Below are 22045 nucleotides of genomic sequence, written 5' to 3' on the forward strand. Positions count from 1 at the left end.
AGTGCTCAGGCAAAGCCCTGCGCCAACCTGCGGATATGTGACGTGAGTCACATCGGTTGGCGCTGCGAAAAACCTTGAATCAGTTCAAACCCAGCTTGCCGCGCAGGGTCGACAGGTCTTCGGCCAGGGTGTTGACTGGCCCGATGAGGGCCTTGCGGTCGTTTTCCCTGACCTTGTCATAGGTCTCAAAGCCGCCGTCGGCAGTTTTGTATTTGGCCAGGATGCTGTTCACCGTGGCGAAGTTCTTGTCGACCTTGGCAGCAAAGACCTTGTCGCTCTGTTCTATTTGCGCACGGAACAGATCGAAGATCTTTTTCGCGCCGTCCACGTTGCCCTGGAAGTCATACAGGTCGGTGTGGCTATAGCGGTCTTCTTCGCCGGAAATTTTGGTGGCGGCCACTTCTTCCATCAATGCTGCAGCACCGCCGACGACTTTTTCCGGCGGGAAGGTCAGCCCGGCAACGCGGGTCTGCAGGTCCTTGACGTCGTTATTCAGGCCGTCTGCGAGTTTGTCGAGCCCCAGGGTACTGTTCTCGGCAAACAGGCTGTACTCGATGCGGTGAAAACCGGTGAAGTCAGGCGCAGTGACGCCTTTTTCGTGATCATCTACGCGTGAATCGATCGAGGCGTCCAGGTCGCTGAACAGTTCGGCAATCGGCTCAATCGACTCGTAGTAAACGCGGGTCGGGGCGTAGAGTTTTTTGGCCGTGACCAGGTCACCCTTTTTCACGGCATCGGTGAATTTTTGCGTGTTGCTGGCCAGCTCATCCAGCTGCTCGGTAACGTAGATCTTGTAGTCGGACACGGGTTGCACCAAATCCAGTGGCGCGGTTGCAGCGAGCGCCGACAGAGGGGTGTGGAGCAAGCCCAGGGCAAGGAACAGTGCGAGCGGGGTCTTCTTCATGGGACTTTTTCCGGTGGGTTGAGGTTCAGGTGCGTGTAGCAGCTTCGAGCAGCGAGCGGCCGATAAAATCATGTTCGTCGCGCACGCCCGGCAGGGTGAAGAAGTATCCGCCGCCCACAGGCTTGAGGTACTCCTCCAGGGGTTCACCGTTGAGCCGGGTTTGCACGGCGATAAAGCCCTGTTCCAGGTCGCGCTGGTAGCAGATGAACAGCAAGCCCATGTCCAGCTGGCCGTTCTTGTTGACGCCATTGGAGTAGTTGAACGGCCGGCGTAAAATCAGGCTGTTGCGTGTCTGCGCGGTACGCGGATTGGCCAGACGGATGTGGGCGTCAAGTTTGGTGATCTTGCCGTGGGGGTCCTTGCTGTAATCCGGCACATCGGTCTCCCGGGCACCGTCCATGGGCGCGCCGCTGGCCTTGTTGCGGCCGAAAATGCTTTCCTGCTCCTGCAGGGGGGTACGGTCCCAGCGTTCGACGAAATTGCGGATGATGCGCACTGCCTGATAGCTGCCGTTGACCGCCCACTGCGGCTCGCCACTGTCGGGCTGGACCCAGACAATCTGGTTCATCGCTGTGTTGTCGTTGGAGTCGGGGTTGGCCGAGCCATCACGAAAGCCCAGGAAGTTGCGCGCACTTTGCGCCGGCTCGCCGGGCTTGACCGGTGCTTGCGGCGGCACGGTGCCTTCCTGCTTCCAGCGCACCAGCAGCAAGTCGGGCATGTTTTTCACAATGTCGCGAAGGGCGTGGATATTGGTGTCGGCGGTATTGGCGCAAAACTGCAGGCTTAAGTCGCCGTGGCACTGGGCCGGGTCCAGGGCATCGTTGGGGAAGCCCTGCATGCGGCTCAGGTGTTTGGGTTTGATCTTGGCCAGGGCAAAACGCTCATCGAACAGGGATTCGCCCACGGACACGGTAATGGTCAGGTTGTCGGGGCTGACCACCGGGCCGAGAATGCCCGAGTCCACCGGCGGCAGCTTCGGATCGACCTGGGCGACCGGGCCGCCTTTCATCAGGAAGGCGATGCGCTCATTCAGAGTGCGCAGCAGGCGTTCGAGACCTTCGCGGTCCGTGGCCAGTACATCAAAGGCCACCAGCATACCGGCGGCCGGGCGCGGGGTGACAATGCCATTTTGGTGCTGGCCGTGAAAGTCGTGATGATCCTGGGTCTTGTCGCTGCTCGGCGCCTGGGTGACTTGAGCATTGGCCGGGTTGGCGGCGGCCATGGCCGGGCAGCTCAGGGCGCCGCCAGCCAGTGCCGCCCCGGCGACCCCCATGCCCATCAGGATGCGCCGGCGTTGCAGGTTGAACTCGTTCGGGGTGTGTGGTGAATCGCTCATGTACGTCTCGTCTGCAATTACAGGCCGCTAAGGCCGAGGGCGGGATCGATTCCATCGAGTGCATCGGCCATAACCTTGGCCTTGTTGCTGATTTGTTGGCGCTGCGGGGCGCTGACGGTGTCGTAGGTGCGGTAGCCCTGCGGGGTTTTCAGGCCATTGAGTTCGGCATCCAGCGCGCTGCTGGCACCGTCTATGGTGTGCAGCAGGTCGGCATTTTTCTTGAGCAGCAAAGGGCGCAGCAGATCAACCACTTTGTGCGCAGCCTCAAGGTTGGCGGCAAAGCCATTGAGGTCAATATGGCTGTAGCGCTCCTCTTCGCCGCTGTTGGCGCGGTTATCCGCCAGGTTGTGCAGGGTGCGGGCGACGATGCTGACCAGTTGTTCGGGGGGCAACGATTGGGCAAGCAACTGTTGCTTGAGCAGCAGGCCATTGGCTTGCAGCTGCTGGACAATCGGCGCCAGGCCTTGAGTACTGCGCTGGTCAAACAGGCCGTATTCCAGGCGGTGGAAACCGGTAAACCCCGGATCCTGCTCGCGCTTTTCGAAATAGTCGGCGCGAGCATTGATGGCGTTGTCCAGCTCGGCAAGGCGTTGCGCTGCCGGCGCCAGGCGTTGATAGGCCTCGCGTGCGGGGGTGTACAGAGCCTGCGCCTGCTCCAGATCACCGGCGCTAATGGCTTGCGACAGGGCATCGACAGCCCTGGTCAGGGCGCTGCCCTGTTGGCTCAGGTAAACCCGAAACTCTGACAACGGCCCAACAAAGGCCACCATCGTAGGCCTGGCATTGGCGCTGGCTTCGGACGCTGCAGTGGGCGTCACATGCAGGGTGCCGCGGGGGTTGCTGAGCAGGCCGCAGGTGATGGCGTAATCGCCAGGAGCGAGTGTCGCGTTGATCACCTGGCTCAGACCCGGGGCAATGTTTTCCCGCTCTTCGACCACCAGCACACCGTCGAGAATTTCCCACTCCACCGCGCGCTCGGAGGCATTGACGATGCGAAAGCTGTTGAAGCCGGCCGGTACAGTCAGGGCGTCGGGTTCACAGCTATGCGGGTGGATGGTCACGGTTATTTCAGTGCCGTGAGCCTTGCGCTTGGCCGCGGCCAGTTGCGAGGCGTAGTAGAACAACCCGCCGGCTGCGATCATCACGATCACCGAGCCGGCCACCGCCCAGCGCAGAGCGCGTGGGGGTGTACCGCTTGCAGGGGTTGGCATGCTTGACCTTATGGGTTTGTTACTGAAGAAGGGTGTGCGGTTTTGGCCGGTGCCGGCGGGCGAAAGAACATCACCAGCGTGACGACCAGATAAATCACATACGCACCGAGCACGCTGACGGTGGGGGCGTCCTGATAGCCGAACATGCCAGCCAGTACGGAGCCTAGCGGGCCATCCATCGGCAAGTGGGCGCTGATATCAAAGACCACGTCTTGCCAGTGGTTCCACAGGCCTGCCTCGTGCAGGGCCTGTACCGAGTTGGCCAGGATGCCCGCAGCGACCACCAGAATAAACAGGCCGGTCCAGCGGAAAAACAGCCCCAGGTTCAGGCGCATGCTGCCGCTGTAAATGGCAAAGCCGACGCCGATGGCCAGCAGCAGGCCGAGCAGGGCGCCCAGGGGTGCGGCGGGGCCTTCGCTTTGCTGGAAGACGGCTAACAGGAAAAATACGGTTTCAAGCCCTTCCCGGGCGACGGCAAAAAAGACCATGGCAATCAGTGCCGTGACTTGATGCTGGGAGCCGGCGAGGGCGTGATCGAGGGAGGTGTGCAGCGAATGCTTGATCGAGCGCGCGACCTTGCGCATCCAGAATACCATTGAGCTGAGAATGCCCACGGCAATGAGGCCGACGATGCCTTCGAACAGTTCTTGCTGTTTTTGCGGGAACTCGGCGCTCATCAACTCCAGCCCGCCGCCCACCAGCAAAGACAGGGCGGCGGCCAGAAACACCCCGACCCATACGGCGGGCATCCACTGCCCGCGGCCTGTTTGCTTGAGATAACTGGCAATGATGCCGACGATAAGTGCGGCCTCAATCCCTTCGCGCAGCATGATCAGAAATGGAACCAGCATGGTGGGCTACCGCGTCACAAATTAGTTAGGGTGCTAATTTGTAACATACTGATACGTATTGCCAAACAAGAATCGATTGCATTTGCTGAGCGGTTGCTGAACGAAGATGGGGGTGTCTATTCAGCTTTTGCGGGAGCGGGCCTGGATCGAGTCAGGTAGTTCTACTGGTCTTTGTTGAGCACGCTTTGTTCAGCATCCTTCTTTAGCTCCTGCAGGCTTTCCAGCGCGGTTTCAGCCTTTATGGCGCGCAAGGAAAGGGCTGCGTGGCTTTCCTGGATCTGTGCGTGGGCCTGTTTCAAGCCTTCACTTTCCTGCGTGGCTACGCGCAGGCGCTCTTGAAGCAGGGTGCGTTCACTTTGCAGCTGACTGAGTTGGGTGTTGAGCTGCGTATTCTGGTTGCCCAGCTTGTGCTGCAGGTCATTGGCCTGGTTCAGTTCCTTGCCCAGTGCGCGGCTCTCGCTCAGTACGCGCTCATTGTCGCGATGCAGCTGGGTGATTTCATCCTGGCGTACCAATGCACTTTGCTGGGCCTGACGCAGTTCCATTTGCACCTGCTGCAACTGGCCTTCATGACGGCGCTGATCCTGCTCGCGCTGTTCCTTGGTCGCGCTGCGATAGTGCTCCAGCGCATCGCGGGCGTGCAGGTGCTTTTCTTCCAGCGAGCGAATCTGCTCGTCACGATCTTTCAGGCGCAGGTCAAAGTCGCTGCATGCCTGATTCAGGGCTGCGTTGCGAGTCTGTTCGGTTTGCAGCATTGAGCGGGTGGCGTCGAGTTGGGTGCTTTCCTGATGCAGCGCTGCGCCCTGGATCTCCAGTTGCTGCTCAAGCTGTGCCCGAGCGTCCTGTGCTTCGTTCAACTGCGCCTGCAGTTGCACTTTGAGCTGCTCGTAATGCGCCTGAGCCCGGTCAATGGGCTCTTGTGCCTGCTCCTGCAGGCGCTGGGCGAGGCGGGCAACCAGCTCAGTCAGTTCATCATCGATTTGCTCACGAGGCACGCCGCGGCGCGAATCAACTTCGTCCAGTTCCTTTAGATAGCGATGGATCGTAGTTTTCGACCCGGTATTGCCCATCTCGATACGTACCGCATCAATGCTCGGGTGTTCGCCTCGAGCCAGGATCGCGGTGCGTGCAATTTGCACCACTGCCTTGTTTACGCCGCCACGGGCCATGGTCATCTCCTACGATTATGTACTGTGGTATGTATCATGTAATTACATACTAGATTAGCACATTTTATTGATGTTATTTAATGAAAAATAAGACGGGATATACTGGTATTATCCCGTGCCAGAGCCTTGAAACTGCTTTTAAGGCCTGTTTTCGGTACGCCACACAAGAGAGCTGCCCATGAGCGAGCTGGATCGCTACCTGAACGCCGCGACCCGCGACAACACCCGCCGCAGTTATCGGGCGGCCATTGAGCACTTCGAAGTGACCTGGGGCGGGTTTCTGCCGGCCACCAGCGATAGCGTGGCGCGTTATCTGGTGGCTCATGCCGGGCAATTGTCGATCAACACCCTCAAGCTGCGCCTGTCAGCGATTGCCCAGTGGCACAACAGTCAGGGGTTTGCCGACCCGACCAAGGCGCCGATGGTGCGCAAGGTATTCAAGGGTATTCGGGCACTGCATCCCGTGCAGGAGAAGCAGGCGGCACCGCTGCAATTGCAGCATCTTGAACAGGTGGTCGAGTGGTTGGAGGCTGAGGCCCTGGCGGCGCAAGCCAGTGGTGATCAGCCGGGGCTGCTGCGCGCAAGGCGTGACGCCGCCCTGATCCTGCTCGGTTTCTGGCGCGGATTCCGCAGTGATGAGTTGTGCCGCCTGCAAGTCGAGCATGTACAGGCTGTAGAGGGGGCAGGCATTACCTTGTATCTGCCACGCAGCAAAAGTGACCGCGACAACCTCGGCAAAACCTTTCAGACCCCGGCCCTGCTGCGACTGTGCCCGGTGCGCGCCTACATCGAATGGCTCAATACCGCGGCGTTGGTCCGCGGCCCGGTGTTCCGCGGAATCGATCGCTGGGGCAACCTGGGGGAGGAGGGCTTGCACGCCAACAGTGTGATCCCGTTGCTGCGCCAGGCGCTGGAGCGTGCGGGCATTGCGGCCGAGCAATACACCAGTCACTCCCTGCGTCGCGGTTTTGCGACATGGGCCCATCAAAGTGGCTGGGACTTGAAGTCACTGATGAATTACGTCGGCTGGAAAGACATAAAGTCAGCCATGCGCTATGTTGAAGCCACCCCGTTTACCGGGATGAGCATCACCGCGCAAAAAAACATCGGCAACTGATCAACATCAAGTTGAAACCTGTTCAGGTGGATCATATTTAGTTTTCGGCTATTTATAGGTACGCCTGATAGCTAAAACCAATCGTCAGCATCAGCTTTGCCAATGAGCCAGATACGAAATCTGTTGTTAGGATTCACCCCATCAACTTTTCAACCCTGACGGAGAGTCAACGATGCCTATCATCAACAGCCAAGTTAAACCATTCAAAGCAACTGCCTACAAAAACGGCAGCTTCGTGGAAGTGTCGGACGCTGACCTGAAAGGCAAGTGGTCTGTCGTGTTCTTCTACCCAGCCGACTTCACCTTCGTTTGCCCAACCGAACTGGAAGACCTGGCTGACAACTACGAAGAGTTCAAAAAACTCGGCGTGGAAATCTACAGCGTGTCGACTGACACCCACTTTGCCCACGCTGCCTGGCACAACACTTCGCCAGCCATCGGCAAAATCCAGTACACCATGATCGGCGACCCTACGCTGACCATCTCCCGCAACTTCGACGTACTGATCGAAGAAGCAGGCCTGGCTGACCGCGGCACTTTCGTGATCAACCCTGAAGGTCAGATCAAGATCGTCGAGCTGAACGATGGCGGTGTTGGCCGTGACGCTTCCGAGCTGCTGCGCAAAATCAAGGCCGCTCAGTACGTTGCTGCTCACCCGGGCGAAGTGTGCCCTGCCAAATGGAAAGAAGGTGAGTCCACCTTGGCTCCATCGCTGGACCTGGTTGGCAAGATCTAAGGCCGTGAACCAGCCAAGGGCGGTGATCCGCACCTGAGTTGTAAGCCGCATCGCCCTCAAAACGCCCGGGCGAGATTCGCTCGGGCGTTTTTTTGTAAAAAATTCATGTTCAAAGGAGATCGCCCGTATGTTGGACGCCAATCTAAAAGCTCAGTTGAAGTCATACCTGGAGCGGGTCACGCAGCCGATCGAGATTGTTGCCTCTCTCGACGACGGTGCGAAATCCCGTGAAATGCATGACCTGTTAAAAGAAATCGCCAGCCTTTCCAGCATGATCACCCTGCTGGACAACGGTAACGATGTGCGCAAGCCTTCGTTCTCGTTGAACCGCCCGGGCGGCGATATCAGCCTGCGTTTTGCAGGCATTCCGATGGGCCACGAATTTACTTCGCTGGTGTTGGCCTTGCTGCAAGTAGGCGGCCACCCATCGAAAGCCAGTGCCGAAGTAATTGAACAGATTCGCTCCCTTAAAGGCGAGTTCAACTTCGAGACCTATTTCTCGCTGTCCTGCCAGAACTGCCCTGACGTTGTGCAGGCGCTGAACCTGATGGCAGTGCTTAACCCGAACATTCACCATGTGGCGATTGACGGTGCCCTGTTCCAGGACGAAGTGACCGAGCGTCAAGTGATGGCGGTACCCAGCGTTTACCTTAACGGTGTCAACTTTGGTCAGGGCCGCATGGGCCTTGAAGAGATTCTGGGCAAGCTGGACACCAGTGCAATTGAGCGTCAGGCCGAAAAAATCAGCGCCAAGGAAGCTTTTGACGTGCTGGTGATCGGCGGCGGCCCGGCCGGTGCTGCCGCGGCGATCTATGCTGCCCGCAAAGGCATCCGTACTGGTGTGGCAGCCGAGCGCTTCGGCGGTCAGGTGCTGGACACCATGGCCATCGAGAACTTTATCTCGGTTCAGGAAACTGAAGGGCCAAAGCTCGCCACTGCACTTGAGGAGCACGTCAAGCAATACGACGTCGATATCATGAACCTGCAGCGTGCCGACAAGCTGATTGCCGGCAAGGCAGGTGAGTTGCACGAGGTGAAGTTTGCCAGCGGCGCTTCGCTCAAGGCCAAGACCGTAATTCTGGCCACCGGTGCGCGCTGGCGTGAAATGAACGTGCCCGGCGAGCAGGAATACCGTAGCCGTGGCGTGGCTTACTGCCCGCACTGCGACGGTCCGCTGTTCAAGGGCAAGCGCGTCGCGGTAATCGGCGGCGGCAACTCTGGCGTCGAAGCAGCCATTGACCTGGCGGGTATTGTGGCGCATGTCACCCTGCTGGAGTTCGATACCAAACTGCGTGCCGATGCCGTGTTGCAACGCAAGCTGCACAGTTTGCCAAACGTGAAGGTCATCACCAATGCACAGACCACCGAGGTCACCGGTGACGGCCAGAAAGTGAACGGCCTGCGCTACAAGGATCGTCAGTCCGGTGAAGTTCATACGGTCGAACTGGAAGGGATCTTTGTACAGATCGGCCTGTTGCCAAACACTGACTGGCTCAAGGGTACTGTCGAGCTTTCGCCTCGCGGCGAGATCGTTGTCGATGCCCGCGGTGAAACCTCGATCCCCGGCATTTTTGCCGCCGGTGACGTGACCACCGTGCCATACAAGCAGATCGTGATTGCAGTGGGCGAGGGCGCCAAAGCCTCACTGAGTGCCTTTGATCACTTGATCCGTTCTTCAGCGCCGGAATAACCGGGCGCAAACAAAAAACCCCATGAGCAGTCATGGGGTTTTTTTTCGTTCGATTTTTACATCGGTTGTGGCTGGATGATTTCGACCCAGTAACCGTCCGGGTCCTTGACGAATGCCAGGGATTTCATGCGCCCATCGTTCAGGCGCTTCTGGAAGTCCACATTCAGAGCTTCAAAGCGCTCGCAGGCAGCACGAATATCCGGTACCGAAATGCAGATATGGCCAAAGCCGCGCGGGTCGGTGTTGCCGTTGTGGTAGACCACGCTGTCATCGGTTTCTGAACCGTGGTTATGGGTCAGCTCCAAGATGCCGGGGATGGACTTCATCCACAGTGTACGGGCTGCGTCGTCTGCCGGGATCTGTGCCTTGTCCACCAGGGCCAGAAAGTACAGGCTGAACTCGGCTTCAGGGAAATCGCGCTTCTCAACCAGCGAGAAGCCCAGGACGCGGGTATAGAAATCCAGGGATTTCTCGATGTTCTTGACGCGCAGCATGGTGTGGTTGAAAACGAAGTTGTGCGTAGCGCTATCCGGGGAAGCAGTGACGCCGGGAATGTTGTTCAGGTCTTGCAGGCTCATGAACCCTCCGAAAATAAGGCATAGGTGATCGGTCGCTACGTTGAGCGTGATGGGCGAATGATACGGAATGTGACGTCTGGCGCCAAACCCGTTTTCAGGGCGCAAGCGGTCTGCGGCAGGGAGGCAGTTGGGTTGCGGGGCAAATCACGGGCAAAAAGAAGCCCGCCGAAGCGGGCATGGGGCGCTAGTCCTTTAGCAGCCTCTATCCTGTGACCCGCGATGTGAAAAAATTGTGAAGCGCCGGCGTGTTCACGGTCTTTTGGACGCATGGATGTCACAACAGGATAATTCCTACTCGGTATTACTGTTTTAGCCGTAGTCAGTTGAGTGTTGGCGCACGGGCGGGGCAGTTATTGATGCAGGCATATTCAACGACGGAAGTGGGCAGTGCCTTTTCTGGCTGACACCTTCATGTGGTGCATTAAACATCCGCCCAAGATTAAGCAAAATTGAATCAAGTTGAACCTTTTAGTTAAACAGCTTTAAAAGTTGTGCGGATAAAAAAGCCCTGCACAGGCAGGGCTTAGAGTGTGCACGGGCTTTATGCACGAAGCCAGGTATCCACGGTGGCTGCGCCGTATTCTTCTTTCCAGGCTTTCAAACCGCGGTGGTTGCCGCCTTTGGTTTCTATCAGCTCGCCGGTGTGCGGATTCTGATAGACCTTAAGCACCCGCGCCTTGCGCTGCTTGGGCGCAGATGCCCCTTTTGACGCCGCAGGGTTGGGGTCAAGGATGGCGATGATGTCCCGAAGATTTTTACCGTAGGTTTTCATCAAGGCTTGAAGTTTTTCTTCGAACTCGATTTCTTTTTTAAGTCCGGCATCATTTTTCAAGGCTTCCAATTGAGCCAGCTGTTCTTGTAGCGCTTTTTCAGCAGCGCGAAACTCAGCAAGTCTAGACAAAGTCATTACTCCATTCACAGCTTCGGTGGTACGTGACCGAGGCGAATTAATGATGTTTGGTTTGGAATGCACAAGATTTACAGTGCGTGCGTCCAAGGGGGTTGCTCCTGGTCGGCACGCCTGTTGATGCAATCATTTAAAGTTCGTGTCGCGACAAAAAAATTGTAGTTGTTAATTCTTGTGCTGCCAAGTCCCGCGCGGGGCAGTTTGAAAAAAGTTTTTAAACTGCACGGCTGTTTATTATTAAGTGGTCGTTAACTGCGCCTGCAAAGCCCGGATAAAGTCGACCGGTTGCATTGGCCGGGCAAATAAATAGCCCTGCAAAAAATCAACCCCATGGTCGGCCAGGTACTGGCTTTGCTCTTGTGTTTCTACGCCTTCGGCGACAATGCCCAGGTCCAGCTTGGCGCTTAGTTCAATAATGCTCTCCAGAATATGCCCGGACAATGCATCGGCGCCGATCATGGCGACAAAGCTCTGATCGATTTTCAAGTAATCAACGTTGAACTCGCGCAAGTAACTCAAGCTGGAATGGCCGGTGCCAAAGTCATCAATGGCAATCATGACCCCCAGTGCGTGCAACTGGCTAAACAATTGATGGGTTGTGGTGCTCGGTACGATCAACTCGCGCTCGGTAAGTTCCAGTACAAGATTGATATGCCCTGGCGGGAACGCTTCGAGAAAGCACCGGCAGTCCTCTACCAACTCCAGATTCTGGCAATGATGAGCGGTAATATTGAATGCCAGGTGAAACCCGCGCTCCATGCTATTGGCATGAGGGGCCAGCAAGAGTGCGGTTTGTTCCATCAGCGAGCGCGTCATCGGCACAATCAATCCCGAATGTTCTGCGAACGGGATAAACAGATCGGGACGAACCAGCCCTTCTTTGGGGTGTTGCCAGCGCATCAATACTTCGGCGCCGGCCCATTGTTTGGTGTCGCCCCTTACAACCGGCTGCAAGTAAGGAATAAATTCGGCAGCGTCCAGGGCTCGCTGCAGTTCATGGGTGGGGGAGGTGGCGCGTTTTTTGAGTTGATGAACTGTCGCCGCAGAAATAACCCCGAGGAACATAAATAAAGCCATCAAGCCCGGGTATTGCGAGGCGACATAGCGCCAGACTTCACCCTCATTAAACCCGGCGACTACGCGGTAGGGGTAATCAGTTGAAGGTACTGTTGCTTGAGCAACGGGCAGATGAGGTGACGGTGTGTTGCGCACCAGGCCATAGCGATCAATCCATACATCGCCAACTTCTATCAATAATTGGGTTTTCTGATTGATCAGCCCTAAAACGTTAACCAGATGAAAACCGTACAGGCTGATCAGCACGCCGCGCTTTTCCTGGTTTTGCCGATAAACCAGGACGGGGTCATTGGGTGTCACCAGCGTGCCTGGCATCAGCCACAACACACCACCCGCATAGTTTTCGGGGGTTACGGCTTCTTTGAAATTGCCAAATAAAGAAGTGCAGTAAATCTGGTTGTCCCACACCAGGTTAACCGAGCGCACGAAGGGTCGGCGCGTGACCTGATCGCGCAAGGCCAGTTCAACGTGCTCGCAGTCCTGGCCTGCCAGCGGCAAGACGACATCGGCAGCAAGCTTTGCATTGTCCAGCATCAAGTCAAACTGACGCACTGCCTCTTGGGCGGTTTGTGTGGTCTCCTGTTTGAGTGACCGGTTGGCCTGCCAGACAATGATCAGAACCCCCAGTACTACTGGCAACAAGCCGCTAAGTACAATCAGGGCGTAGCGATCAGTCCATTTTCGGCTCAGCTTCAGAGTGAGTGGCATGCAGGATCCTGGTAACGCGTGGAGATGGCTTGGGTGCAAACTGACAGAACAATAGTAAAGGCATGCGCCGCACACAGGGCAATTTCATATGGCGTAGGACAAATATGATTACGCCATGTAGAATCGGCTTACGCATACAAGAATAACGACTTCTGCGAGCAGAAGCCCTACCGCGTAAGAGATGGATCGAAATGAAGCGATTCGGGTTGCAATTGATCTACGGTGATTTTCTCGCGCGCAGTGTACGCGGGATCTCCTGTGCGCCTCCTGCCAGCATCCGCATTCTTAGCAAATAACCTCTGTTAATTCTAAAAATGACCATGATGAGGCGCCAAAAATGGCTGATCTATACGAAAACCCGATGGGCCTGATGGGCTTTGAATTCATCGAATTCGCGTCCCCTGTACCCAATACCCTTGAGCCTGTATTTGAAATCATGGGCTTCACCAAGGTAGCAACCCATCGCTCCAAGGACGTGCACTTGTATCGCCAGGGCGATATCAATCTGATCCTCAACAATGAGCCCCACAGTGTTGCGTCCTACTTCGCGGCGGAACACGGTCCTTCGGTTTGTGGCATGGCTTTTCGCGTGCGCAATGCGCAACAAGCCTACAACCGCGCGCTGGAACTTGGCGCACAACCAGTGCATATCCCTACAGGGCCAATGGAGCTGAACCTGCCAGCCATTAAAGGCATTGGCGGCGCGCCGCTGTATCTGATTGATCGTTACGGTGAAGGCAGCTCGATTTACGATATCGACTTTGTCTTTATCGAAGGTGTAGACCGCCACCCGGTAGGTGCCGGGCTCAAGATCATCGATCACCTGACCCATAACGTGTATCGCGGGCGTATGGCTTACTGGGCCAACTTCTACGAGAAGCTGTTCAACTTCCGTGAAATTCGTTATTTCGACATCAAGGGCGAATACACCGGCCTGACCTCCAAGGCTATGACCGCTCCGGACGGCATGATCCGCATTCCCTTGAACGAAGAGTCGTCCAAGGGCGCAGGCCAGATCGAAGAATTCCTGATGCAGTTCAATGGCGAAGGCATTCAGCACGTGGCTTTCCTCAGCGATGACTTGATCAAGACCTGGGACGCCCTGAAAAAAATCGGCATGCGCTTTATGACGGCACCGCCTGAGACCTACTACGAAATGCTGGAAGGGCGTCTGCCGAATCACGGCGAGCCGGTTGAAGCCCTGCAATCGCGTGGCATATTGCTGGACGGTTCCTCTGACTCGGATGACAAGCGTCTGCTGCTGCAGATCTTCTCGGAAACCCTGATGGGGCCGGTGTTCTTTGAGTTTATTCAGCGTAAGGGTGATGACGGTTTTGGTGAGGGCAACTTTAAAGCGTTGTTCGAATCCATCGAGCGCGACCAGGTACGTCGTGGCGTATTGAGCGCTGACTAACAGAGCTGCTGACTAAAAGCCCCTCTCCCAAAGGGAGAGGGGCTTTGAACTGCCCGGTTAAAACAATCCCGCCGCAATATTGATCGAAAACCCCAGCACGGCCGTGTTGAACAAAAACCCCAGCAGTGAATGCCCCAGCACCGCCTTGCGCATTTCTCGGGTAGCGATACTCACATCAGCTGTTTGTACCGCAACACTGAGGGTGAAAGAGAAGTACATAAAGTCCCAGTAGTCCGGGTTCAGTTCCCCTTCAGGGAAGCGCAACGCCGGCTCAGTCCCTTCGTTGTTATAGAACAGTCTTGCGTAATGCAGGCTGAAAATCACCCCGATCATCAACCACGAACCCACCACCGTCAGCCCGGTAAAACCGTAATGCATCAGGCGATCGTCATCGCTGAGCTTGCTGCCTGACAGTTCAAGGGTAACGGCAGCCAGACTGGCAATCGAAGCAATGCATACGGTGATCAACACCATACTGGCGTTTTCATCTTCCACTTCGGCTGTACTTTTCACGTCACTGGCTTTGGAACGGATCACCAGCCAGAGCGTCATTGCCAGATACAGCCAGACACCGGCATTCCAGCCCAGCAGGAATTTGCTGGTCAGAGTGGAGGCTGGAGCAAAGATGCCTACTGCCACCCCGATCAGGGTGGCGACAGTAAGGCGAGGATGGGTGCGGGCAAGGTGCGGCATAAACAATCCCTGTTACCAGTTAATACAGCACCTTAGCACGCAGCGCGCTGGCTTAACGCTGACGAGGTTTACTTCTTGTCAGTTTCATTACAACAACGAAGAACACTGGCACAAATACCACTGCCAGGGTGGCGACGATCATGCCGCCAATCACCCCCGTACCGATGGCCTGCTGGCTGGCCGAGCTGGCCCCCGTGGCAATGGCCAGTGGCACTACACCGAGGATAAACGCCAGCGATGTCATGACAATCGGCCGTAGACGAAGGCGGGCGGCTTGCACGGTAGCGTCCACCAGATCATGGCCTTCGTCGTACAGCGTCTTGGCAAACTCGATGATCAAGATGGCGTTCTTCGCGGACAAACCAATAATCGTAATCAGGCCTACTTTGAAGAATACGTCATTGGGCATCCCGCGCAGCGTGACTGCCAGCACGGCGCCCAGGACGCCCAATGGCACTACGAGCAACACCGCAGTCGGTATCGACCAGCTCTCGTACAACGCTGCCAGGCACAGGAACACGATCAGCAGCGACAAGGCCAGCAGAACCGGTGCCTGCGCCCCGGAAACCTGCTCCTGCAAGGACAGGCCGGTCCATTCCAGCCCCAGACCTGCAGGCAACTGGTCGACCAGACGCTGCACTTCTACCATCGCCTCGCCGGTGCTGTGGCCGGCAGCCGACTCGCCGGAGATGCTAATCGCCGGGTAACCGTTGTAGCGGGTCAACTGCGATGGCCCCTGGATCCAGCGGGCCTCGACAAAGGCCGAGAGCGGTACCATCTTGCCCTGGTCGTTGCGCACATTGATTTTCAGCAAGTCTTCGACCTGGCTGCGCTGGTCGCCTTCAGCCTGCACCACGACCCGCTGCATGCGCCCCTGGTTCGGAAAGTCGTTGATATAGGCCGACCCTACGGCGGTAGACAGCACTGCGCCGATGTCTGCAAAGGAGATGCCCAGCGCATTGGCGCGCTTGCGATCGACCTCCAGCTGCACTTGCGGGCTCTCTGCCAGTGCTTCTTCGCGGACATTGGCCAGCACCGGGCTTTTTTCCGCCAGTGCCAGCAGTTCGCTGCGGGCTTGCATCAAGGCGTCATAACCGACCCCGCCGCGGTCTTGCAGGCGGAACTCAAAACCACTGGACGTACCCAGGCCGCTGACCGGGGGTGGCAAGATGGCAAAGGCAATCGCGTCCTTGATTTCACTGAAGGCAGCGTTGGCCCGATCGGCGATGGCAGACGCCGAGTCTTTGGCGCCGCGTTGCGACCAGTCCTTCAGGGTGGTGAAGGCCAGTGCCGCGTTTTGCCCGCTGCCCGAGAAGCTGAAACCCAGAATCATCGTGGTGTTGCCCACGCCGGTCTCGCTGGCGTTGTGGGCCTCGATCTGCTCGACCACGTTGATTGTGCGGTTCTGGCTGGCACCGGGTGGCAACTGGATATCGGTGATGATGTAACCCTGATCCTCGACCGGTAAAAAAGACGAGGGCAGGCGCGCAAAGCACAACACCAGAACCACCAGCAAAGCACCATATAGCAGCAGATAGCGGCCGCTGCGCTTGATCAGATGCACCACCCAGTTTTCATAACCTGCGCTCAGGTGCTCGAACTTGCGGTTGAACCAGCCAAAAAACCCGCCCTTGGCGTGATGCTCGCCCTTGGCGATCGGCTTGAGCAGGGTTGCGCACAGCGCCGGGGTCAATGACAGGGCCAGAAATGCCGAGAACAGAATCGAGGTCGCCATCGACAGCGAGAACTGCTGGTAAATAACCCCCACCGAGCCCGGCATGAATGCCATCGGAATAAACACGGCCACCAGCACCAGGGTGATGCCGACAATCGCGCCGCTGATCTGGGTCATCGCCTTGCGTGTGGCCTCGCGGGGCGACAACCCCTCGCTGACCATGATCCGCTCGACGTTCTCCACCACCACAATGGCATCGTCCACCAGAATGCCGATGGCCAGCACCATGCCGAACATGGTCAGGACGTTGATCGAGAATCCCAGTACCAGCATCGTGGCGAACGTGCCCATCAGCGCCACCGGCACCACCAGGGTCGGGATCAGGGTGTAGCGAATGTTCTGCAAGAACAGGTACATCACCAGAAACACCAGCACCATGGCTTCGACCAGGGTGTAGATGACCTTGGTAATCGAGACTTTGACAAAGGGCGTGGTGTCATAGGGGATGGTGTACTCGACACCGGCCGGGAAGTAGCGGCTGAGCTCGTCCATCTTGGCGCGAATCAGGTTGCCGGTATTCAGCGCGTTGGCTTCCGGGGCCAGCTTGACGCTGAAGGCGCTGGCCGACTTGCCGTTCAAGCGGGTGCCGTACTGGTATTCCTGGCTACCGATCTCAACCCGGGCCACATCGCTGACGCGCACGGTTGAACCGTCCGGGTTGGCGCGCAGGACAATATCGGCAAACTCTTGCGGGGTTGAGAGCTGACCCTTGACCAGTACCGTGGCGGTTATTTCCTGGGTAGAACGACCCGGCAAGTCGCCGATGCTGCCTGCCGATACCTGGGCGTTCTGGCTGGCAATGGCCTGGTTGACATCCGCTGGGGTCAGGTTGAAACCGATCAGCTTCTGCGGGTCGATCCAGATGCGCATGGCCCGCTCGGCACCATACAGCTGGGCCTTGCCGACGCCGTCGATACGCTTGACCTCGTTCATCACGTTGCGCGCCAGGTAGTCGCTTAGCGCGACCTCGTCCAGCGTGCTGGTGCTGTCGGCGGTCAGGGTCACCAGCATCAGAAAGCCCGAGGAGATCTTCTCCACCTGCAAGCCTTGCTGGATAACCGCCTGGGGCAGGCGTGATTCCACCGCTTTAAGGCGGTTCTGGACATCCACCTGGGCCATTTCCGGGTCAGTGCCGGGTTTGAACGTCGCGGTAATGCTGGCACTGCCCAGGCTGCTTTGGGATTCGAAATAGAGCAGGCCGTCGGTACCGTTGAGCTCCTGCTCGATCAGACTGACTACGCTTTCGTCCAGGGTTTGTGCCGAGGCGCCGGGGTAAATCGCGTACACCTCGACCTGCGGCGGTGCCACATCGGGGTATTTGGCGACGGGCAGCTGCGGGATGGCCAAAGCCCCCGCCAGCATAATGAACAACGCAACGACCCAGGCAAAGACCGGGCGGTCGATAAAGAACTGCGGCATGCTCACCGATCCGTGGAGTGTGCGAGAGGAAGTGTCGGGTCATCTATTTGTACTTGTTCGCCCGGGCGGGCGTGTTGCAGGCCTTCAGTGACAATCCGGTCACCGGCCTTAAGCCCGGACGTGACCGCCCAGCGATCATTCTGCGCGCCGCCCAGTTGTACCGGTTGCAGCTGCACGCGGTTGTCGGCATCGATCAGCAGCACCTGGGCGATGCCGGCGCTGTCGCGCAGGATTGCCCGTTGCGGCACGCTGATGCCTTCCTTGTTGACGGCCTGTTCCAGGCGTACCCGCACAAAGCTGCCGGGCAACAGGTCGTAGTCCGGGTTGGGGAACTCGCTGCGCAGAATGATCTGCCCGGTGCTCGGGTCCACGGTGACGTCGGTGAACAGCAGCTTGCCCGGCAACGGGTAGAGACTGCCATTGTCACGAATCAGGGTGGCCCTGGCCTGTTGCTTGCCAACTTGTTGCAATTCGCCAGCGCGGAAAGCTTCACGCAGGTTGTCCAGGTCGCGGGTGGACTGGGTGAGGTCGACATGGATCGGGTTCAGTTGCTGGATGCGCGCCATTGGCGTGACCTCGCCCTGGCCAACCAGTGCACCTTCGGTAACCAGCGCCCGGCCAATGCGCCCGGAAATCGGCGCGGTCACGGTGGCATAGCCCAGGTTCAGTTTTGCCCGCTGGACGGCGGCCTTGTTGGCAGCCACATCGGCGTTGGCCTGCTGGGCCGCTGCCCGTGCGTTGTCATGATCCTGGCGGCTGATGGCATTGATGCCGATCAGCTCGGCATAACGCTGGTCCTGCAGTTTTGCCTGCAGGGCCACTGCCTCGGATTTGCGCAATGCTGCCTGAGCGCTGTCCAGATCGGCCTGAAACGGTGCAGGGTCGATCAAAAACAGCACGTCGCCCTGTTTGACTTCACTGCCTTCGATGTACACGCGCTTGAGCACCACGCCTGCAACACGGGCACTGACTTGCGCCACGCGCGGGGCGACCACGCGCCCGCTCAATTCGTTATTGACCGACAGCGGCGCCGTAGCGATGACTTCGCTGCGCACTTTGGCCAAAGGAGGTCGGGTTTCAGCGACCGGACTTTTGTCACAGGCACTGATGGCCAGGGCCAGGGCCGTGAGAAATAGAGGGGCGAAGAGCTTTTTCAACGATCGTGCCTTCTGAAATATGCGGGATGTTTCTGTTTGGCATGCTAAGCGCAGCACGCAAGGGGCGTTGTGAAGCTATGTAGAGGGAGTGTGAAAAAGTGTGAAGGTTATGCGGCTATCCCTGCCAGGTTGTATATCCTTCGGGTTTCCCCCGGTTGTAAGCAGTTATTATGCCCACTATTTTGCTGGTCGAAGACGATGCCGCACTTTCGGAGCTGATTGCCAGCTATCTGGAGCGCAATGGCTATCAAGTCAGCGTGATTGCCCGAGGTGATCAAGTCTGTGACAGGGCGAGAAGCAACCCGCCTGACCTGGTCATTCTTGACCTGATGTTGCCAGGCCTTGATGGCCTGCAAGTCTGCCGTTTGCTCCGTACCGAGTCAGCAAGCCTGCCGATCCTGATGTTGACAGCCCGCGACGATAGCCATGATCAGGTGCTGGGGCTAGAGATGGGGGCCGAGGATTATGTGACAAAACCTTGCGAGCCACGGGTGTTGTTGGCCCGGGTACGCACTCTTTTGCGTCGCAGCAGCCTGGCCGAGCCGCAAGTAGCCAGTGACCGTATCGTTATCGGCAACCTGTGCATCGACCTGTCGGAACGCACCGTCAGTTGGCGCGGGCAGATGATCGAGTTGTCCAGCGGCGAGTACAACCTGCTGGTGGTGCTGGCCCGGCATGCCGGCGAAGTGCTGAGCCGTGACCAGATTCTGCAGCGTCTGCGTGGCATTGAGTTCAACGGTACTGATCGCTCGGTCGATGTGGCCATTTCCAAGCTGCGGCGCAAGTTCGATGACTGCGCCGGCGAAGCGCGCAAGATCAAGACCGTATGGGGCAAGGGCTACCTGTTCAGTCGCTCGGAATGGGAATGCTGAATCCATGCTCAAGATTCTGATACGCCTGTATCTGGTGACCATCGTGACGTTTGCCACGGCCAGTTACCTGATCCCCGGGGTGATCGTGTCGCTGTTTCATGAGCGCTTCATGAACTACAACATCGACATGTCGCGGGGCATGCAGGCCTTGCTGGTCAAACAGTTCCATCATCTGCCCCCTGAGCAATGGCCTGAACTCGCCCGAGAAATCGACACGCAGTTCCAGCCGATACGGGTCAATCTGCTGCCCATTAGCGATGCCAAGTTCACTGCCGACGAGCAACAGCAGTTGAAGCAGGGGCAGGGCGTGTTGCGCATTGGCGAGTGGGGCTGGCGTACGCTGGTGGTTTCACCGCTGGACGATCAGGTTGCAATCGAATGGGTCATGCCGCCAGACCCCTTTGACATGAATGTGCTGTATTGGAGCATCAACGTACTGATCGGTGCCGCCATGCTCGGTGGCTTGCTGCTTTGGCTGCGACCGCACTGGCGCGACCTGGAGCGACTCAAACTGACCGCGGCACGTATCGGTCAGGGGCAACTCAGCGAGCGTACGCAGATCTCCCAACGTTCCAATATTCACGGCCTGGCCACGGTGTTCGACGCCATGGCGCAGGATGTCGAGCACCTGCTCAACCAGCAGCGGGACCTGCTCAATGCGGTATCCCACGAGTTGCGTACGCCATTGACGCGCCTGGACTTCGGCCTGGCCCTGGTTTTGTGCGACGACTTGCCCCGGGCTAGCCGTGAGCGCCTGCAAGTGCTGGTGGGGCATATTCGCGAACTGGATGGGCTGGTGCTTGAGCTGCTGTCATTCAGCCGCCTGCAAAACCCGGCTTTGATGCCGGAAAGGGTAGAGGTCTCGCTGGACGAGTTTATCGACAGCATCCTCGGCAGTTTCGATGAGGAGCTCGAAGCGCCCGAAATCGTGCTGGATGTGTTGTTACACGGTGCTCAAGAGCGTTTTGCCCTTGATCCGCACCTGACTGCCCGGGCGCTGCAAAACCTGTTGCGCAATGCCATGCGTTATTGCGACCGACGAATTCAGGTGGGTGTAAGCGTCACTGCGCAAGGCTGTGAGATGTGGGTAGATGACGATGGCATCGGCATTCCCGAACAGGAACGCGAGCGAATTTTTGAGCCGTTCTACCGCCTGGATCGCAGTCGCGACCGGGCAACCGGGGGCTTCGGCCTGGGCCTGGCTATCAGTCGTCGCGCCCTGCAAGCGCAGGGCGGGACGCTGAATGTCGAACAATCGCCTCTGGGCGGCGCCCGCTTCAAGCTCTGGTTGCCGGCCTGAAGAAGGAGACTGCGACCTAGATGGAACGTCGCTGGCGACTCACATGCTTCAAGCCTTCAATAATCAGCACGACCACCGCGAGCCAGATAGGGCCATAGGTCAGCCATTGGCCCTCTTCCAGGCTGTCGCCCAGCAACAGGGCGACAGCGACCAGCAGCACCGGCTCGACATAGCTGAGCAAGCCAAACAAGCTGAAGGGCAGCAGTCGGCTGGCCAGGATGTACGAGAAGCCTGCCGCAGCACTGATAATGCCCATCAGAGGCACCAGCGCATACAGTGCCTGGCGTTGCTCGCCAAGGTCGATATGCGGCCCTGCCAGCACAAACCACAGGGACGCCGGAACCATCAGCAACATGTCCAGCCAGAGGCCACCCAGGTTGTCGATGCCGATCTTCTTGCGCAGCACGAAGTACATCGGGTAGCCGATGGCCACCACCAGGGTCGTCCAGGAGAAGCCGCCGGTGCGATACAGCTCATTGGCCACACCGACCACGGCCAGGGCCGTGGCGATTTTCTGCAGGTGCGACAGGTGCTCGCCGTACACAATGCGGCCGGTGAGGATCATCGTGAGGGGCAACAGGAAGTAACCCAGCGACACATCCAGACCGTGTCCATTGAGCGGCCCCCACATAAACATCCACAGCTGCAGACCAACCAGGAAACTGGTGAGCAATACACAAGGAATCAGTAGAGGTTTATCGCGTAAGCGATTGAAAATTATAGGAACCCATTTCCAGTCGCCAGAGAGGCAGATAAACAGGGTCATGAAGGGCAGCGAGATCAGTATTCGCCAGCCGAAGATTTCCTGGCCATCGAGGGGCCAGAGAAGGGAAGTGAACCAGTACAGAACGCCAAACAGACAGGAAGCCAAAATCGATAGAACAATGCCTTTAGACACAACAACCTCAATGGATCTACAACGTTACTCGTGTGAGTGGGCGCATAGCTTGAGGCTGTTGGCGGTCATTGGCAAACGCCTTTTAAACCAGTTACTTGGGAGTGATTCTTGTTGAGAATGTTGAACTTGCAAAAGCCTAAGCAATTACTGGGCCAAAGTCGTTTTAAACGAGCGTTCGTGTTATGAAAAAAACTGATTAACGGTGGGCTGTTACGGTGCAAAAGGGCAGATTGTGGGAGCGAGCCTGCTCGCGAAGCATGCAACGCGAGCATT

18 protein-coding genes are annotated in these 22045 nt (G+C 57.6%); 6 read left to right on the forward strand and 12 right to left on the reverse strand.

The annotated features are described in order from the left end of the window. Window positions 1–79: 79 nt before the first annotated feature. The 5 genes from efeO (GHO42_RS05595) to GHO42_RS05615 form a co-directional block, all read right to left on the reverse strand. On the reverse strand, window positions 80–904 hold the full coding sequence (gene efeO / locus GHO42_RS05595) for an iron uptake system protein EfeO (protein ID WP_133144597.1): 825 nt from the start codon (window positions 902–904) through the stop codon (window positions 80–82). 25 nt (window positions 905–929) lie between these two features. After that, window positions 930–2240 carry an iron uptake transporter deferrochelatase/peroxidase subunit gene (gene efeB, locus GHO42_RS05600; protein ID WP_133144598.1) on the reverse strand — a complete coding sequence of 437 codons (1311 nt, stop codon included), beginning with the start codon at window positions 2238–2240 and terminating at the stop codon, window positions 930–932. 17 nt (window positions 2241–2257) lie between these two features. Continuing rightward, window positions 2258–3451, reverse strand: a complete 1194-nt coding sequence (gene efeO, locus GHO42_RS05605; RefSeq protein WP_133144599.1) for an iron uptake system protein EfeO — start codon at window positions 3449–3451, stop codon at window positions 2258–2260. An 8-nt stretch (window positions 3452–3459) separates the two neighbouring features. Beyond that, window positions 3460–4302: an iron uptake transporter permease EfeU gene (gene efeU / locus GHO42_RS05610; protein WP_133144600.1), complete on the reverse strand. Its 843-nt coding sequence runs from the start codon at window positions 4300–4302 to the stop codon at window positions 3460–3462. Window positions 4303–4463: 161 nt separating this feature from the next. After that, window positions 4464–5471, reverse strand: coding sequence for a DNA-binding protein (locus tag GHO42_RS05615; RefSeq protein ID WP_133144601.1), 1008 nt, complete (start codon window positions 5469–5471; stop codon window positions 4464–4466). Window positions 5472–5649: 178 nt separating this feature from the next. Between GHO42_RS05615 and GHO42_RS05620 the strand changes: the two genes are divergently transcribed. The 3 genes from GHO42_RS05620 (at window position 5650) to ahpF (ending at window position 9014) form a co-directional block, all read left to right on the forward strand. Beyond that, window positions 5650–6588, forward strand: a complete 939-nt coding sequence (locus tag GHO42_RS05620) for a site-specific integrase (RefSeq protein ID WP_095000268.1) — start codon at window positions 5650–5652, stop codon at window positions 6586–6588. A 172-nt stretch (window positions 6589–6760) separates the two neighbouring features. Beyond that, entirely contained in the window at window positions 6761–7324 is a 564-nt protein-coding gene (ahpC, locus tag GHO42_RS05625) for an alkyl hydroperoxide reductase subunit C (protein ID WP_016780891.1), read from the forward strand. A gap of 127 nt (window positions 7325–7451) precedes the next feature. Further along, entirely contained in the window at window positions 7452–9014 is a 1563-nt protein-coding gene (gene ahpF, locus GHO42_RS05630) for an alkyl hydroperoxide reductase subunit F (RefSeq protein WP_095000267.1), read from the forward strand. A gap of 56 nt (window positions 9015–9070) precedes the next feature. On the opposite strand, the gene gloA is transcribed toward ahpF, so the two are convergent. From gloA to GHO42_RS05645, 3 genes are all read right to left on the reverse strand, one after another. After that, the gene (gloA, locus tag GHO42_RS05635; protein WP_095019190.1) at window positions 9071–9592 is read right to left on the reverse strand and encodes a lactoylglutathione lyase; all 522 of its coding nucleotides are present in this window, start codon (window positions 9590–9592) and stop codon (window positions 9071–9073) included. A 541-nt stretch (window positions 9593–10133) separates the two neighbouring features. Further along, window positions 10134–10493, reverse strand: a complete 360-nt coding sequence (locus GHO42_RS05640; protein WP_095019215.1) for a histone-like nucleoid-structuring protein, MvaT/MvaU family — start codon at window positions 10491–10493, stop codon at window positions 10134–10136. A gap of 243 nt (window positions 10494–10736) precedes the next feature. Next, window positions 10737–12284, reverse strand: a complete 1548-nt coding sequence (locus GHO42_RS05645; protein WP_133144602.1) for an EAL domain-containing protein — start codon at window positions 12282–12284, stop codon at window positions 10737–10739. Window positions 12285–12621: 337 nt separating this feature from the next. Between GHO42_RS05645 and hppD the strand changes: the two genes are divergently transcribed. Continuing rightward, on the forward strand, window positions 12622–13698 hold the full coding sequence (gene hppD, locus GHO42_RS05650; protein WP_095000264.1) for a 4-hydroxyphenylpyruvate dioxygenase: 1077 nt from the start codon (window positions 12622–12624) through the stop codon (window positions 13696–13698). A 57-nt stretch (window positions 13699–13755) separates the two neighbouring features. Here the strand turns inward: hppD and GHO42_RS05655 are convergent, their stop codons facing one another. From GHO42_RS05655 to GHO42_RS05665, 3 genes are read right to left on the reverse strand one after another with little or no spacing between them, the layout of a single operon-like run. Continuing rightward, complete coding sequence (locus GHO42_RS05655) at window positions 13756–14391, reverse strand: DUF1345 domain-containing protein (protein ID WP_095000263.1); 636 nt, start codon at window positions 14389–14391, stop codon at window positions 13756–13758. 52 nt (window positions 14392–14443) lie between these two features. Next, window positions 14444–17545, reverse strand: a complete 3102-nt coding sequence (locus GHO42_RS05660; RefSeq protein WP_095000262.1) for an efflux RND transporter permease subunit — start codon at window positions 17543–17545, stop codon at window positions 14444–14446. Window positions 17546–17547: 2 nt separating this feature from the next. Next, entirely contained in the window at window positions 17548–18702 is a 1155-nt protein-coding gene (locus tag GHO42_RS05665) for an efflux RND transporter periplasmic adaptor subunit (protein ID WP_095000261.1), read from the reverse strand. A 170-nt stretch (window positions 18703–18872) separates the two neighbouring features. Between GHO42_RS05665 and GHO42_RS05670 the strand changes: the two genes are divergently transcribed. Then, window positions 18873–19574, forward strand: coding sequence for a response regulator transcription factor (locus GHO42_RS05670; protein ID WP_153326049.1), 702 nt, complete (start codon window positions 18873–18875; stop codon window positions 19572–19574). Window positions 19575–19578: 4 nt separating this feature from the next. Continuing rightward, window positions 19579–20874 carry an ATP-binding protein gene (locus GHO42_RS05675; protein WP_095019187.1) on the forward strand — a complete coding sequence of 432 codons (1296 nt, stop codon included), beginning with the start codon at window positions 19579–19581 and terminating at the stop codon, window positions 20872–20874. A gap of 16 nt (window positions 20875–20890) precedes the next feature. Here GHO42_RS05675 and rarD read toward each other — a convergent pair whose 3' ends face one another. Then, on the reverse strand, window positions 20891–21772 hold the full coding sequence (rarD, locus tag GHO42_RS05680) for an EamA family transporter RarD (RefSeq protein WP_095023898.1): 882 nt from the start codon (window positions 21770–21772) through the stop codon (window positions 20891–20893). Window positions 21773–22045 lie beyond the last annotated feature (273 nt).

Source organism: Pseudomonas sp. FSL R10-0056, assembly GCF_009600105.1.
In the GTDB taxonomy this organism is placed as follows: Bacteria; Pseudomonadota; Gammaproteobacteria; order Pseudomonadales; family Pseudomonadaceae; genus Aquipseudomonas; species Aquipseudomonas bubulae.